Raw genomic sequence first — 14,347 nt, 5'->3', positions numbered from 1 at the left:
GGACAAGCCCCCTCGCCACAGGAAAGCCTCTTTGCTGTGTGAGACTTACGCGCTGACCCGCGCCTCGCTGGCCAGCCGGGCAATCGCCATGTCCAGTTCATCCAGGGCCGGCATGGCTTTGGCGTCGTCCTGTTTGAGCAGGGTCTCGGCCCGTTGGCAGGCCGCGCGCAGTTGTGGCACGCCGCAATACCGGGTGGCGCCGTGCAGGCGGTGAACCCGCTCGATCAGGGCGTTGCGGTCGTTGGCGTCGCGGGCGATACGAATGGCTTCCCGGTCGGCCTCCAGCGAAGCCAGCAGCATCGCCAGCATGTCCGCCGCCAGATCCGCCTTGCCGGCCGCCAGGCGCAAACCTTCTTCGTGGTCCAGTACTGGCAATTGCGTGGCCTGCCCGAAACTCTCGGCGCCGCGTTCCGGGCCTTGATTGCGCAGGGCCAGCCCGGTCCATTTCAACACCACTTGGGCCAGTTGCCGTTCGCTGATGGGTTTGGTCAGGTAGTCATCCATGCCGCTTTGCAACAACGCACGTTTTTCGTTGGCCATGGCATGGGCGGTCAGCGCGACGATGGGCAGCGGTGTGCCGTGGCGTTCACTTTCCCAGGTGCGAATCGCCTCGGTGCTCTGGCGACCGTCCATGCCGGGCATTTGCACGTCCATCAACACCAGGTCGAAGGCTTCCTGTTTCACCGCTTCGATGGCCGAGTAGCCGCTTTCCACCGCCTGGACCTTGGCGCCCATGTCTTCCAGCAGGGTTTGCACCAGCAGCAGGTTGGCCGGGTTGTCATCGACACACAGCACCCGCGGCGCGCGACTGGACAACGGCTCGCCGGGTTCGCTGCGCAACGGGCGCGGGCTGATCAGGTCGGCCAGGGCACGGCGCAGTTTGCGTGTGCAGGCAGGTTTGGCCTGCAACTGGCTGTTGGGGTTGGGCACCGACGGGTTGAACAGCAGCTGTTCGGTGGTGGGGCACAACACCAGCACCTTGCAGCCCAGGTGTTCGAGGTCCCACAGATGTTGGTTCAAACGCTCCGGCGGAATGTCGTTGGCGGTAATGCCCAGTACCGCGAGGTCGATGGCCTGTTCGGTCTGGTGGGCGCTGGTGATGCCGTTGGTCAGGCTCTCCAGGCTGTTGAACGGCGTGACTTCCAGGCCGCAATCTTCCAACTGGTGTTGCAGGGCCTGGCGCGCGAGTTCGTGGTTTTCCAGCACGGCCACACGGCGGCCCAGCAGCGGCGCGGAGGGCAGGTCTTCGATGTCGTCACGGGTCTTTGGCAGGTTCAGGCTGATCCAGAATTCCGAGCCTTCCCCCGGCGTGCTGTCGACGCCAATCTCGCCGCCCATCTGCTCGATCAGGCGCTTGGAAATCACCAGCCCCAGGCCGGTGCCGCCAGGTTGCCGCGACAGCGAATTGTCCGCCTGGCTGAATGCCTGGAACAGCGCCCGCACGTCCTGGTTCGACAGGCCGATGCCGGTGTCCTGCACGCTGATGCGCAGTTGCACGCTGTCTTCCTGTTCGTCTTCCAGCATGGCGCGGGCAACGATGGTGCCTTCGCGGGTGAACTTGATCGCGTTGCTCACCAGGTTCGTGAGGATCTGCTTGAGCCGCAGCGGGTCGCCCACCAGCGACAACGGCGTGTCACGGTAGACCAGGCTCACCAGCTCCAGCTGTTTGGCATGGGCGGCCGGGGCGAGGATGGTCAGGGTGTCTTGCAGCAGGTCCCGCAGGTTGAACGGGATGCTGTCGAGCACCAGCTTGCCGGCCTCGATTTTCGAGAAATCGAGGATTTCGTTGATGATGCCCAGCAGGTTGTCGGCGGACTTTTCGATGGTGCCCAGGTAATCCAGCTGACGGGGCGACAGTTCGCTTTTCTGCAACAGGTGGGTAAAACCGAGGATGCCGTTCAGCGGTGTGCGGATCTCATGGCTCATGTTGGCCAGGAACTCCGACTTGATGCGGCTGGCCTCAAGCGCTTCCTTGCGGGCCAGGTCCAGCTCGATGTTCTGGATTTCGATGGTTTCCAGGTTTTGCCGAACGTCTTCGGTGGCCTGGTCGATGCTGTGTTGCAATTCTTCCTGGGCGTTTTGCAGGGTCTCGGCCATGCGGTTGATGCCCGAGGCCAGGTGATCCAGTTCCTGGCTGCCCAGGGGCGGCAAGCGGGTTTCCAGGTTGCCGTCCTTGAGCTGTGCCACGGCCTGCTTGATCAGGCCGATCGGTGCGTTGATCGTACGGCTGATACGCAACGCCAGCGCCGCAGTGCAAATCAGCCCGATGGCGATCAGCAGCAGGCTGGCGAACAGGCTGCGGTAGCCGCGCAGCAACATGCCGTTGTGGGAAAGCTCCAGCTCGACCCAGCCCAGCAGGCGGTCGGACTCGTCGGGGATCAGGTCACCGGCGAGGTTGCGATGGCGACCGAACACCGGCAGCAGGTAACGCGTCGCGTCATTGCCGGTGCGCTGCAACAGGTGCGAACTGTTGCCGATGGGCGGCTGATTGAGCATGGTCGGGCCGGCATGGGCCAGTGGCGTGCGGTCGGGCCCGAGGAACGACACGGCGCGCACGTCGGTTTGCTCCAGGGACTGGGTGGCGATGCGTTCCAGCAGATCGGTGTTTTTAGTACTCAGGGCCGGGGCCACCAGCGGCGCCAGTTGCTCGGCGATCATCTCGCCACGTTGCAGCAACTGCGACTGCAGCTCCGACAGTTGCATCCAGGTGAAATACCCGCCCAGCAGTAACGCCATCAGGCTGGTAGGCAATAAGGTCAGCAACAGTACGCGGCCTTTTATCCCCATTCTTCTAAGCACGCCACTCTCCTGCTACCACACTGTTGTCGAAATTCCGCGCAGGCATCCGGCCCGCGCCACCTGCGCAGTGTAGCCATTTGCGCGGCGTGGAATCTTGCAAATTAATGACCTGAAGCAAACCTTGGACCATCGGGCGCCCGGCGGCGGTTGCTCATGGGGGGCCAATCTTGAATAATCAGTCATTGAGAATGACTTGCAGACGCTAATGAATCCCGCAGCAGTTGGCTTACCCAGTATCCTGGCGATTGAAGATGATCCTGTGCTTGGCGCCTATGTCCATGAACAACTGGGCCGCTGTGGCTTTCGGGTGACCTGGTGCCAGAATGGCCAGCAGGGCCTGCAAATGGCCCGTGATCAGAGCTTCGACGTGGTGTTGATGGACATCCTGTTGCCGGGCATGGACGGCCTGTCCGTGCTCACGCATTTGCGCCGGAGCCATTCGATCCCGGTGATCCTGATGTCAGCCCTGGGCGCCGAAGCCGACCGCATCAGCGGCTTTCGCCTGGGGGCGGATGATTACCTGCCCAAGCCGTTCAGCATGGCCGAGTTGCGGGTGCGCATCGAGGCGATCCTGCGCCGGGTCGCCCTGGACCGGCGGCCACTGCCAGCGCTGGCGGCGGTACGCGGCGATGCCCGCAGCCTGCGTTTCGATGATGAGCTGTTTGACGTCTTTTACCGGGACCAATGGGCCGGGCTGACCCGCAGCGAATATCGCCTGCTGGAAACCCTGCACCGCAACAGTGAGGAAGTCCTCAGCAAAGCCTTCCTTTACCAGCACGTATTTCAGCGTGGCTACGCGCCCCATGACCGCAGCCTGGACATGCACATCAGCCAGATACGTCGCAAGCTCAAGGCCATCGGCTACAGCGAGCGGGAAGTACGCACGGTGTGGGGCAAGGGCTATGTGCTGAGTGGTCACGATGACGGGCTTTAAGGCCATGCTCAAACGGCTGCCGGGCAAGCACTCGTTATTCTGGAAACTGGCCTGCCTGCTGATTGCCTTCTGCTTGCTGATGATCTGGCTCAGTTGGTCCTGGGGCCGGTACATGGAAGAGCAGAATGCCTTTCTGTCCAGCGAGGCCCGCGCCACCCTGAGCGGTTATGCGGCCGGCGCGGAGCTGGCCTGGAACCAGGGCGGCAACGCCGGTGTAGACGAGTGGCTGCACACCATGGGCCAGCGCGAGCGTACGTGGGTGGGTGTCATTGGCAACGATCTGCAATCCCTGAGCAGCTACCCGCTGACGGACAAGGAAAGCCAGCGCCTGACCTTCCTGCGTGGCCTGGACTGGCCCGTCAGCCGGCATGCCAAGGGCCTGCCATGGTTGAAAATCCCGTTCCCGCTCGACCCGGGTGCGGGGTCCCTGGTGATCGAATTACCGCGCCGGTTCATGCCCGGACAACACCAGTTGTTCTGGCGAATCGTGACCAATGGCGTGATTCCCGGGCTGTTCACCCTGTTGCTGTGCATCGGCCTTTACCGGTTGTTGATCATGCCCCTCAACCACCTGCGCGAGCAGGCCAATGCCTGGCGCGCTGATCAGCTGAGTACCCGGCTTTCCCGCGACACCACCAGCCGCCAGGATGAACTGGGGGAGTTGGGTCGCGCGTTTGACCAGATGTCTGAACGCCTGCAAGGCACCGTGGCGCTCCAGCAGCAACTGCTGCGGGATCTGTCCCACGAGTTGCGCACGCCGTTGAGTCGCTTGCGCGTGGCCAGCGACAGCGAGCAGGACCTGACCCAACTGCGCGAGCGCCTGGGAAGGGAAATCGACGGCATGCAGCGGCTGGTAGAAGACACCCTTCAACTGGCGTGGCTCGACACTGAACGCGCGCCGCTGCCCAAGGAAGACATCCAGGTGCAGGCGCTATGGGACATGCTTCGGGAAAACGCCTGTTTTGAAAGTGGCTGGTCGCCGTCACGCTTGCAGTGCGAGCTTGGTGCTGACTGCTGGGTACGCGGCCATCTGAACCTGCTGGCCCAGGCCCTGGAAAATATCCTGCGCAATGCTATCCGGCATTCCCCGCAAAACGGCACAGTGCAGTTGGGGGGCGAACGCGAGGGCGATGACTGGCACTTGTGGCTGGAGGACCAGGGTGGCGGGATTGACGAGTTGGAGCTGGAGCGGATCTTTGCGCCGTTCATCCGGCTGGACGGCTCGCGTCCCGGTGACGGCGGGTTTGGCCTGGGCTTGAGCATTGCGCGCAACGCGGTGCAGCGTCAGGACGGCAGCCTGTGGGCGGAAAATACCGGGCAGGGATTGCGCGTGCATATGCGCTTGCTCGCCCGCTGACGCCTACAGCCTGCGCTGTTTGCGTCGTTTCCACTGGCGGGCCACCCACCAGCGCCAGTAGCCCATGGTCAGGCAATAACCCAGCGCCGCCATCACCAGCCCCAATACCACCGAGCCCAGCAGGAAGGGTTGCCAGAGCGTCGACAACTGCCCGCTGATCCATTCCCAGGTCAACTCATCGGGCAGGCTGCGGGGTGGCACGTTCATCAGCCAGGCGCCGGTCATGTAGGTGCAGAAGAATACCGGTGGCATGGTCAGCGGGTTGGTCAGCCAGACCAGGCTGACGGCAATCGGCATGTTGCCGCGCACGCTGATGGCGAGGACCGCGGCCAGCAGCATCTGCAAGGGAATAGGGATAAATGCCGCGAACAGGCCCACCGCCATGGCCCGCGCGACCGAATGCCGATTGAGGTGCCAGAGGTTCGGGTCATGCAGCAATTTGCCGAGAAAGCGTAAGGACTTGTGTTCCCGAATGCTGGTCGGATCGGGCATGTACCGTTTGAATAAGCGCCGTGGCATAAGGGGTCCAGGTCAGTTCGAGGGGCAAGTATGCCCGCATTCAACGAACGGGAAATTCAGACTTTGTGACAAATAATAATAGGCCGCATCGGTAGCCCGGCTAAGACTCATTGGGTCGCTTTCAAGGAAAGATCCATGAGAACAGGGATGTTCGCACTGGCGTTGGGGCTGCTCGCCTTGCGCTTTTTACCCGCGTTGCCGTCCAGCGGCTGGTTGCTGTTGATACCGGTGCTGGCCCTGATGCTGTTGCCTTTTCGCACCTATCCGCTGGCGTTTTTCCTGCTCGGGTTGGGCTGGGCGTGCCTCAGTGCGCAGTGGGCACTGGATGACCGGCTGGGGCCGCGTCTGGATGGCCAGACCCGTTGGCTGGAAGGGCGTGTTACTGCGCTACCACAGCAGACGGCTGACGGTGTGCGCTTCGAACTGACCGACAGCCGGTCACGCAAGGACCTGCTGCCCAAGCGTATTCGGGTGTCGTGGCGCGGCGGGCCGCCGGTTCAGAGCGGCGAGCGCTGGCGGCTGGCCGTCACCCTCAAGCGTCCTTCCGGCTTGCTCAATACCGAGGGCTTTGACTATGAAGCCTGGTTGCTGGCCCAGCGGATCGGCGCCACCGGCTCGGTCAAGGATGGCCAGCGGCTGGCGCCTGCGCGACATGCCTGGCGCGACGGGATTCGCCAGCGGCTGCTGGCGGTGGATGCCCAGGGGCGAGAGGCGGGCCTGGCAGCGTTGGTGCTTGGGGATGGTTCAGGCTTGTCCGCCGAGGATTGGCGGGTTCTGCAAGACACCGGCACCGTGCATCTATTGGTGATTTCCGGCCAGCATATCGGCCTGCTGGCGGGGTTGATCTATGGCCTGGTCGCCGGTCTGGCGCGCTACGGGTGTTGGCCGAAACCCTTGCCGTGGCTGCCCTGGGCCTGCGGGCTGGCGTTCGCTGCTGCGCTGGGCTACGGCTTGCTGGCGGGCTTCGAGGTGCCGGTGCAAAGGGCTTGCGTGATGGTGGGATTGGTCCTGCTGTGGCGGCTGAGGTTTCGCCACCTGGGGATCTGGTGGCCGCTGCTCTTGGCGCTGAACACAGTGCTGGTCCTCGAACCGCTGGCGAGCCTGCAACCGGGATTCTGGCTGTCTTTTGCGGCCGTCGCGGTGCTGATCCTGGCGTTCAGCGGTCGACTGGGCCCCTGGAGTGCCTGGCAGGCCTGGACCCGTGCCCAATGGTTGATTGCCATCGGTCTGTTTCCGCTGCTGCTGGTGCTCGGCCTGCCCATCAGCCTGAGCGGGCCGCTGGCCAATCTGGTGGCGGTGCCGTGGATCAGCCTGGTGGTATTGCCCCTGGCGCTGCTGGGGACGGCGTTATTGCCGCTGCCTTATATAGGTGAGGGTTTGTTGTGGCTGGCGGGCGGCACGCTGGATTGGCTGTTCAACGCCCTGGCGCTGCTGGCGCAGTACGTGCCGGCCTGGCTCCCGGCCCAAGTGCCAGTGGGGTTATGGCTGGTAAGCGTGTTGGGGGCAGTGCTGTTATTGCTGCCCAAGGGCGTTCCGTTTCGACTGTTGGGCTGGCCGATGTTGCTGCTGGCGGTGTTTCCACCTCGGGAATCGGTACCTCACGGGCGGGTCGAGGTGGTGCAACTGGATGTCGGCCAAGGGTTGTCGATCATCCTGCGTACCCGCAACCACGTGCTGCTGTATGACGCCGGGCCACGGTCCGGCGAGTTCGATCTCGGCGCTCGTGTCGTGCTGCCCGCGTTGCGCAAGTTGGGTGTCACCGGGCTGGACCTGATGCTGCTCAGTCACGCCGACGCCGATCATGCCGGTGGTGCGTTGGCTGTCGCCCAGGGGCTGCCGATCAAGCGTGTGGTGGGCGGTGAGACCGAGCGGCTACCGGCGGCGCTCGGTACTCAAGCGTGTGTCAGCGGCGAGCAATGGGAATGGGATGGCGTGACGTTCGAATTGTGGCAATGGCCTGATGCGACGGACGGTAACCAGATGTCCTGTGTGTTGCGGGTGCAGGCCAATGGCGAGCGGTTGTTGCTGACCGGGGATATTGACCGTGAAGCCGAGCTGGCGTTACTGGCCACGCCTTTGGGCGCCCCTGTCGATTGGTTGCAGGCGCCCCACCATGGCAGCCGCAGTTCGTCGTCGGGGCCATTTCTACAGCGGCTTGCGCCCAAGGCCGTTTTGATTTCCCGGGGCCGCAGCAATGCCTTTGGCCACCCCCATCCTCAAGTGCTGGAGCGTTACCAGGCGGTGGGCGCTGCGATTTACGACAGTGCCGAACAAGGCGCGCTTCGCCTGCAACTGGGCTCTTTCCAGCCGCCCGTGGCCGCGCGCAGCCAGCGGCGTTTCTGGCGTGAACACCCGCCGCAAAACAGCGTTACCAAAGACCGGCCCCTGCGACAGGATGCGCTGGGGCAGGCCAGCCCTTCCACCGGACCCTTATGGTAAAGTGGCGCACTTTTTCGAGGGGACATTCACTGTGTGGGAATTGGTCAAATCCGGCGGCTGGATGATGTTGCCGATCATTTTGAGTTCCATCGCCGCACTCGGCATCATCGCCGAACGCCTGTGGACCCTGCGTGCCAGCCGTGTAACACCTGACCACCTGCTGGGCCAGGTCTGGGGCTGGATCAAGAACAAGCAGCTCGACAAGGCAAAACTCAAGGAGCTGCGGGCCAACTCGCCCCTGGGTGAAATCCTCGCCGCCGGCCTTGCCAACTCCAAGCATGGTCGCGAGATCATGAAGGAATGCATTGAAGAGGCCGCCGCCCGGGTCATCCATGAGCTGGAGCGCTATATCAATGCCCTGGGCACCATCGCCGCCATGGCACCGTTGCTCGGTCTGCTCGGCACGGTGCTGGGCATGATCGATATTTTCAGCTCCTTCATGGGGTCGGGCATGACCACCAACGCCGCAGTGCTGGCCGGTGGTATTTCCAAGGCCCTGATCACCACGGCGGCGGGCCTGATGGTCGGTATTCCTTCGGTGTTCTTCCACCGGTTCCTGCAACGGCGCATCGACGAGTTGGTGGTGGGCATGGAACAGGAAGCCATCAAGCTGGTGGAGGTAGTGCAGGGCGACCGTGATGTGGACCTGGTTGAGGGCAACGCGTGAAATTTCGCCGCAAGCAACGGGAAAACGTTGATATCAACCTGGCGTCATTGATCGACGTCGTGTTTATCCTGCTGCTGTTTTTTGTCGTCACCACCACCTTTACCCGGGAAACCCAGCTGCGGGTCGACCTGCCGGAAGCCGTCAGCGGCTCGCCGGCGGAAGACCAACAGGCCAAGCAACTGGACATCGCCATCAGTGCCGACGGCGTGTTCTCGGTGAATAACCAGTTGCTGGAGAAAAACGATCTGGCCAGCCTGATGGAGGCACTGCAGAAAGAGTCGGGTGGCGATACTAACCTGCCACTTTCCATCAGTGCCGATGGCAACACCAAGCACCAGGCCGTGATCACTGCGATGGACGCTGCCGGCAAGCTCGGCTTCAGCCATTTGCGCATGACCACCGTTGAGGCGGCGAGCCAACCCTGATGGCCATCTCCGATCGTTTGCTCAAGGCCTGGTACGAAGGCCATCCGGCGCTGGCGTTGCTGCAGCCGCTGGAATCCCTCTATCGCGGTGTGGTGCAGCGCAAACGTGCGCGGTTCCTGGCGGGCGAGGGCGAGATCTATCAGTCGCCGGTGCCGGTTGTGGTCGTCGGCAATATCACCGTCGGTGGCACCGGCAAGACCCCCTGATTCTTTGGCTGATCGACCATTGCCAGCGCAGCGGCTTGCGCGTCGGCGTGGTCAGCCGGGGTTATGGCGCAAAACCGCCACAATTTCCATGGCGCGTTGAAGCCAGTGATACCGCTGCGGTGGCGGGGGATGAACCGCTGTTGATCGTACAACGCAGCGGCGTACCGCTGATGATCGACCCCGACCGCAGCCGCGCCGTAAAAGCGCTGCTGGCCAGCGAAACCCTGGACCTGATTCTTTCCGACGATGGCCTGCAACATTACCGCCTTGCCCGTGACCTGGAGCTGGTGTTGATTGACGCCGCCCGTGGGCTCGGCAATCGCCGTTGCCTGCCGGCGGGCCCGTTGCGCGAGCCGGCCGAGCGTTTGCAGAGCGTCGATGCGCTGCTTTACAACGGCGCAGGCGCTGACCGCGAGGATGGCTTTGCCTTCCGTCTGCTGCCCACCACGCTGGTCAACCTGCACACCGGGGAGCGCAAACCCGTGGATCACTTCCCTGTGGGGCAGCAGGTGCATGCGGTGGCCGGCATCGGTAACCCGCAACGTTTCTTCAACACCCTTGAAACGCTACACTGGCGCCCAATACCCCATGCTTTTGCCGACCACGCGCCCTACAGCGCCGAGGTCTTGAATTTCACACCGGCACTGCCGTTGGTCATGACTGAAAAGGACGCGGTGAAGTGCCGCGCCTTTGCCAGGCCCGACTGGTGGTACCTTGCGGTGGACGCGGCACCGTCACCGGCGTTTGTCGCCTGGTTCGACACGCAGTTGATGCGCTTGCTGCCCGCCCGCCTTTTGCCTTAAAACGCTGCTCTCCAGGACACACTCATGGACACCAAACTGCTCGATATCCTTGCTTGCCCGATCTGCAAAGGCCCGCTCAAGCTCAGCGCCGACAAAACCGAGCTGATCAGCAAGGGCGCCGGCCTGGCTTACCCGATCCGTGATGGCATTCCGGTAATGCTCGAAAGCGAAGCCCGTACCCTGACCACCGACGAGCGCCTGGATAAATGACCACCGCCTTCACCGTTGTCATCCCGTCCCGCTACGCCTCCACCCGCCTGCACGGCAAACCGCTGCAGCTGATCGGCGACAAGCCGATGATCCAGCTGGTGTGGGAACAGGCCTGCAAAAGCAGCGCCGAGCGGGTGGTGGTGGCCACCGATGATCCGCGCATCATCGAGGCCTGCAAACGCTTTGGCGCCGAAGCGGTGCTGACCCGTGAAGACCACAATTCCGGCACCGACCGCCTGGCCGAAGTGGCCACCAAGCTGGGGCTGGCAGCCGACGCCATCGTGGTCAACGTGCAAGGCGACGAGCCGTTGATTCCGCCCTGCGTGATCGATCAGGTCGCAGCCAACCTGGCAGCCCATGGCGAAGCCCGTATGGCGACCCTGGCCGAGCCGATTGAAGACATCGAGACCCTGTTCAACCCCAACGTGGTGAAAGTGGTCAGCGACATCAATGGCCTGGCGCTGACCTTCAGCCGTTCCACCTTGCCGTGGGCGCGGGATGCATTCGCCAAACAGCCGGACGTGCTGCCGGCTGGCGTGCCTTACCGCCGCCACATCGGCATTTACGCCTACCGCGCCGGTTTCCTGCATGACTTCGTCAGCTGGGGGCCGTGCTGGCTGGAAAACACCGAATCCCTGGAACAACTGCGGGCCCTGTGGCACGGCGTGCGCATTCACGTGGGCGATGCCCTGGAAGCGCCACCGGCCGGTGTCGACACCCCTGAAGACCTTGAGCGCGTCCGTCGCCTGCTGGGGGCCTGATGCAGGTTCTGTTCGTCTGCCTGGGCAATATCTGCCGTTCGCCCACGGCAGAAGGCGTGTTGCGCCACAAACTGCGTGAAGCCGGCCTGGCTGATCAGGTTGAAGTGGCTTCGGCCGGCACTGGTGAATGGCACGTCGGCAACCCGCCGGACAAGCGCAGCCAGCGAGCGGCGCTGCAGCGTGGCTACGACTTGTCGGCCCAGCGTGCACAGCAGGTGTCGCGTGCGGACTTTTCCCGCTACGACCTGATCCTGGCCATGGACCAGAGCAACCTGCGCAACCTCAAGGCCATGCAGCCGGCCCAGGGCAAGGCGGACCTGGACCTGTTCCTGCGCCGTTACGACTCGGTGGTGGATGAGGTGCCGGACCCTTACTACGAAGGCGACCAGGGCTTCGAAACTGTCCTCGACCTGATCGAGCGCGCCTGTGACTTGTTGGTGATTGAATTGAAGGGCCGGTTATGACGTTGCAGGTGCAGGCACAGGTTTCCCTCAAGCCGTTCAACAGCTTTGGCATCGACGTGCGTGCCCGGCTGTTTGCCGAGGCTCACAACGACGCGGACGTGCGTGAGGCGTTGGCCTACGCCGCCGGGGAACAGCTGCCATTGCTGGTGATTGGTGGTGGCAGCAATTTGCTGTTGACCCAGGACATCGACGCGCTGGTGCTGCGCATGGCCAGCCACGGCATTCGGATAGTGCAGGATGATGGCGTGCACGTCGTGGTCGAAGCCGAAGCCGGCGAGGCCTGGCATCCCTTTGTACTGTGGACGTTGGCCCAGGGTTTTTCCGGCCTGGAAAACCTCAGCCTCATTCCGGGCACGGTGGGCGCTGCACCGATGCAGAACATCGGCGCTTACGGGGTGGAGATCAAGGACGTGTTCGCCGGCCTGACCGCCCTCGACCGCCAGACCGGCGAGCTGCGGGATTTCAGCCTGGCCGAGTGCAACTTTGCCTACCGCGACAGCCTGTTCAAGCACGAAACCGGCCGCTGGCTGATCCTTAGGGTGCGCTTTGCCTTGAGTCGCGCCGTGCACCTGAAGCTTGAGTACGGGCCGGTGCAACAGCGCCTGACCGAGCAAGGCATTACGCAGGCCACCCCCAGCGACGTCAGCCGGGCCATTTGCAGTATTCGAAGCGAGAAACTCCCGGACCCGGCGGTGCTCGGCAATGCTGGCAGCTTCTTCAAGAACCCGCTGGTGTCCCAGGCGCTGGCCGCCGAGCTGCAGCTTCAATACCCGGACCTGGTGGCTTACCCCCAGGCCGACGGGCAGATGAAACTGGCTGCCGGCTGGCTGATCGACAAGGCTGGCTGGAAGGGCTTTCGCGAGGGAGACGCCGGTGTGCATCGCTTGCAGGCACTGGTGCTGGTGAACTACGGCGCGGCCACCGGCCAGGACATTGCCGGCCTGGCGCTACGTATCCAGCAGGACATCGAAAAGCGTTTCAAGGTTGTGCTGGAAATGGAGCCCAATCGCTATTGAACTAAGCTTGTTTTTTGACGCACCAAGCCCTGCATTGCAGGGCTTTTTTATTTCCGCTGAGTTAACTTAGCTGACTACCCATATTTTTATCAGCTCATGGAAGATTGGCAGGAGGCGAACGCCTGATGGACAGTGTCGATCTGAATGTATTGCGCAGCGTGCTGGAATGGCGCCGCGCCGGGCAGCGGGTGGTGCTGTACAGCGTGGTCCAGACGTGGGGCAGCGCGCCGCGCCCACCGGGGGCCATGTTGGCCTTGCGTGGCGATGGGGTGGTGATTGGCTCGGTGTCGGGCGGGTGTATTGAGGACGACTTGATCGCCCGTTTGCAGGATGGCCGGTTGCCTGATGACGGGCCGCCAGTACAGCTCGTGACCTATGGCGTCACCCGCGATGAGGCCGCAAGGTTTGGCCTGCCCTGTGGCGGCACCTTGCGCCTGACGGAGGAGCGGGTGGGCGATCCGGGTTGGGTCGCTGAACTGCTGGCGCGTTGCGAGGCGCACGAGATTGTCGCCCGCGAGTTGGACTTGGCCACCGGTGAGGTGGTGCTGAGCGGTGCGAGCAAGACCGATACGGTCACCTTCAACGGTGACCGATTGCGGGCGATTTATGGCCCGCGCTGGCGCCTGCTGCTGATCGGCGCAGGCCAGCTGTCACGTTATGTGGCGGAAATGGCGCGGTTGCTGGATTTCGAAGTGCTGATCTGCGACCCGCGCCAGGAGTTTGTCTATGGCTGGGAAGAGCAGCACGGGCGCTTTGTGCCGGGCATGCCGGATGAAGCGGTGCTGAATATCCAGACCGATGAACGCACCGCCATCGTCGCGCTCACCCATGACCCGCGCCTGGATGACATGGCGCTGCTGACGGCCCTCAATTCCAAGGCGTTCTATATTGGCGCCCTGGGTTCGCGGGTCAACAGCCAGAAACGCCGGGAGAACCTTGCGGCGCTGGGGTTGAGTGCGGAGGCCATTGCGCGGTTGCATGGCCCTATCGGTCTGCATATCGGCAGCCATACACCGGCGGAGATCGCCTTGTCGTTGATGGCAGAAATCGTCGCCATCAAGAACGGGATTGATCTGTTGCAGAAAAAGCCGTTGCAGGCAGCAGTCAGTTGACGGGCGTCACCGCGATCATCCTGGCGGCGGGGCAGGGCAGTCGTTTTCGGGCCGAGGCGGGCGCGGATCAGGACAAGTTGCTGGCGCCTTGCGTGGGCCGGGATGGCATCACGCGGCCGGTGATCGAACAGGTGCTGGTGAATTTGCCGCCGACGGTTAGCAGGCGTTGGCTGGTGACGTCGCCGGATCGCACGGAGGTCATCCGGCTGGCAAAAGTGCACCGTTGCGAAGTGCTGCTTTTGCGCTCGCCGGGCATGGGCGACAGCATCGCCGCGGCGGTGGCGGCCAGCGGGCCGTCTGCTGGCTGGTTGGTGGTGCTGGGAGATATGCCGTTCATCCTGTCCACGAATATCGAGCAGGTGATGGCAGGCCTTGAAGAAGACGATATCAGTGTGCCGGTGCACGCAGGCCAGTACGGGCATCCCGTAGGGTTTGGCCGTTCGTTCGGCCCGGCGTTAATGGCGCTGACGGGTGATCGTGGAGCAAAGCCACTGTTTGCCCATGCGTCGCTAAAGGAAGTGGCGGTAGATGATCCCGGTGTGTTGTGGGATGTGGACGTGCCGGCTTTGCTGAGCTATCGCTAGCTGATAGGCAGACATAAAAAAGCCCCGCCTGATCACTCAGGCGGGGCTTTT

At 63.1% G+C, this 14,347-nt stretch carries 13 protein-coding genes and 1 pseudogene; 12 read left to right on the top strand and 2 right to left on the bottom strand.

What is annotated here, in order from left to right:
• Positions 1-45: 45 nt before the first annotated feature.
• Positions 46-2,799: a response regulator gene (locus tag JFV30_RS20940; RefSeq protein ID WP_201125085.1), complete on the bottom strand. Its 2,754-nt coding sequence runs from the start codon at positions 2,797-2,799 to the stop codon at positions 46-48.
• A gap of 205 nt (positions 2,800-3,004) precedes the next feature.
• Between JFV30_RS20940 and JFV30_RS20935 the strand changes: the two genes are divergently transcribed.
• Both JFV30_RS20935 and JFV30_RS20930 read left to right on the top strand, forming a co-directional pair.
• Positions 3,005-3,733, top strand: a complete 729-nt coding sequence (locus JFV30_RS20935; protein WP_201125084.1) for a response regulator transcription factor — start codon at positions 3,005-3,007, stop codon at positions 3,731-3,733.
• Positions 3,720-5,090 (top strand): HAMP domain-containing sensor histidine kinase, encoded by a 1,371-nt coding sequence (locus tag JFV30_RS20930; RefSeq protein WP_201125083.1) that lies wholly within the window; start codon positions 3,720-3,722, stop codon positions 5,088-5,090. Before JFV30_RS20935 ends, JFV30_RS20930 begins: the two co-directional genes overlap by 14 nt.
• 3 nt (positions 5,091-5,093) lie before the next feature.
• Here the strand turns inward: JFV30_RS20930 and JFV30_RS20925 are convergent, their stop codons facing one another.
• The gene (locus tag JFV30_RS20925) at positions 5,094-5,609 is read right to left on the bottom strand and encodes a DUF2062 domain-containing protein (RefSeq protein WP_169386021.1); all 516 of its coding nucleotides are present in this window, start codon (positions 5,607-5,609) and stop codon (positions 5,094-5,096) included.
• A gap of 147 nt (positions 5,610-5,756) precedes the next feature.
• On the opposite strand from JFV30_RS20925, the gene JFV30_RS20920 reads away from it, so the two are divergent.
• The 10 genes and pseudogenes from JFV30_RS20920 (at position 5,757) to JFV30_RS20875 (ending at position 14,296) form a co-directional block, all read left to right on the top strand.
• Complete coding sequence (locus tag JFV30_RS20920) at positions 5,757-8,048, top strand: DNA internalization-related competence protein ComEC/Rec2 (protein WP_201126225.1); 2,292 nt, start codon at positions 5,757-5,759, stop codon at positions 8,046-8,048.
• A gap of 31 nt (positions 8,049-8,079) precedes the next feature.
• Positions 8,080-8,715 carry a MotA/TolQ/ExbB proton channel family protein gene (locus tag JFV30_RS20915; protein WP_010165826.1) on the top strand — a complete coding sequence of 212 codons (636 nt, stop codon included), beginning with the start codon at positions 8,080-8,082 and terminating at the stop codon, positions 8,713-8,715.
• Positions 8,712-9,140 (top strand): ExbD/TolR family protein, encoded by a 429-nt coding sequence (locus JFV30_RS20910; protein WP_004371361.1) that lies wholly within the window; start codon positions 8,712-8,714, stop codon positions 9,138-9,140. The genes JFV30_RS20915 and JFV30_RS20910 overlap by 4 nt, the downstream gene beginning before the upstream one ends.
• Positions 9,140-10,149 (top strand): annotated as a pseudogene (lpxK, locus tag JFV30_RS20905) (tetraacyldisaccharide 4'-kinase). The gene JFV30_RS20910 and the pseudogene lpxK overlap by 1 nt, the downstream one beginning before the upstream one ends.
• A gap of 24 nt (positions 10,150-10,173) precedes the next feature.
• Positions 10,174-10,359 (top strand): Trm112 family protein, encoded by a 186-nt coding sequence (locus JFV30_RS20900; RefSeq protein ID WP_003174668.1) that lies wholly within the window; start codon positions 10,174-10,176, stop codon positions 10,357-10,359.
• Positions 10,356-11,120: a 3-deoxy-manno-octulosonate cytidylyltransferase gene (kdsB, locus tag JFV30_RS20895; RefSeq protein WP_201125082.1), complete on the top strand. Its 765-nt coding sequence runs from the start codon at positions 10,356-10,358 to the stop codon at positions 11,118-11,120. The genes JFV30_RS20900 and kdsB overlap by 4 nt, the downstream gene beginning before the upstream one ends.
• Positions 11,120-11,584, top strand: coding sequence for a low molecular weight protein-tyrosine-phosphatase (locus tag JFV30_RS20890; RefSeq protein WP_010165863.1), 465 nt, complete (start codon positions 11,120-11,122; stop codon positions 11,582-11,584). The genes kdsB and JFV30_RS20890 overlap by 1 nt, the downstream gene beginning before the upstream one ends.
• Positions 11,581-12,600, top strand: a complete 1,020-nt coding sequence (gene murB / locus JFV30_RS20885; protein ID WP_201125081.1) for a UDP-N-acetylmuramate dehydrogenase — start codon at positions 11,581-11,583, stop codon at positions 12,598-12,600. Before JFV30_RS20890 ends, murB begins: the two co-directional genes overlap by 4 nt.
• Positions 12,601-12,725: 125 nt before the next feature.
• A complete protein-coding gene (locus JFV30_RS20880; protein WP_201125080.1) occupies positions 12,726-13,712 on the top strand; it encodes an XdhC family protein in 987 nt (328 codons plus the stop codon).
• Positions 13,709-14,296: a nucleotidyltransferase family protein gene (locus JFV30_RS20875; RefSeq protein ID WP_201125079.1), complete on the top strand. Its 588-nt coding sequence runs from the start codon at positions 13,709-13,711 to the stop codon at positions 14,294-14,296. The genes JFV30_RS20880 and JFV30_RS20875 overlap by 4 nt, the downstream gene beginning before the upstream one ends.
• Positions 14,297-14,347 lie beyond the last annotated feature (51 nt).

This window comes from Pseudomonas sp. TH32, assembly GCF_016650855.1.
In the GTDB taxonomy this organism is placed as follows: domain Bacteria; phylum Pseudomonadota; class Gammaproteobacteria; order Pseudomonadales; family Pseudomonadaceae; genus Aquipseudomonas.
Note: the sequence above shows the minus strand (reverse complement) of the source record. Positions and strands in the feature narration are given on the sequence as shown.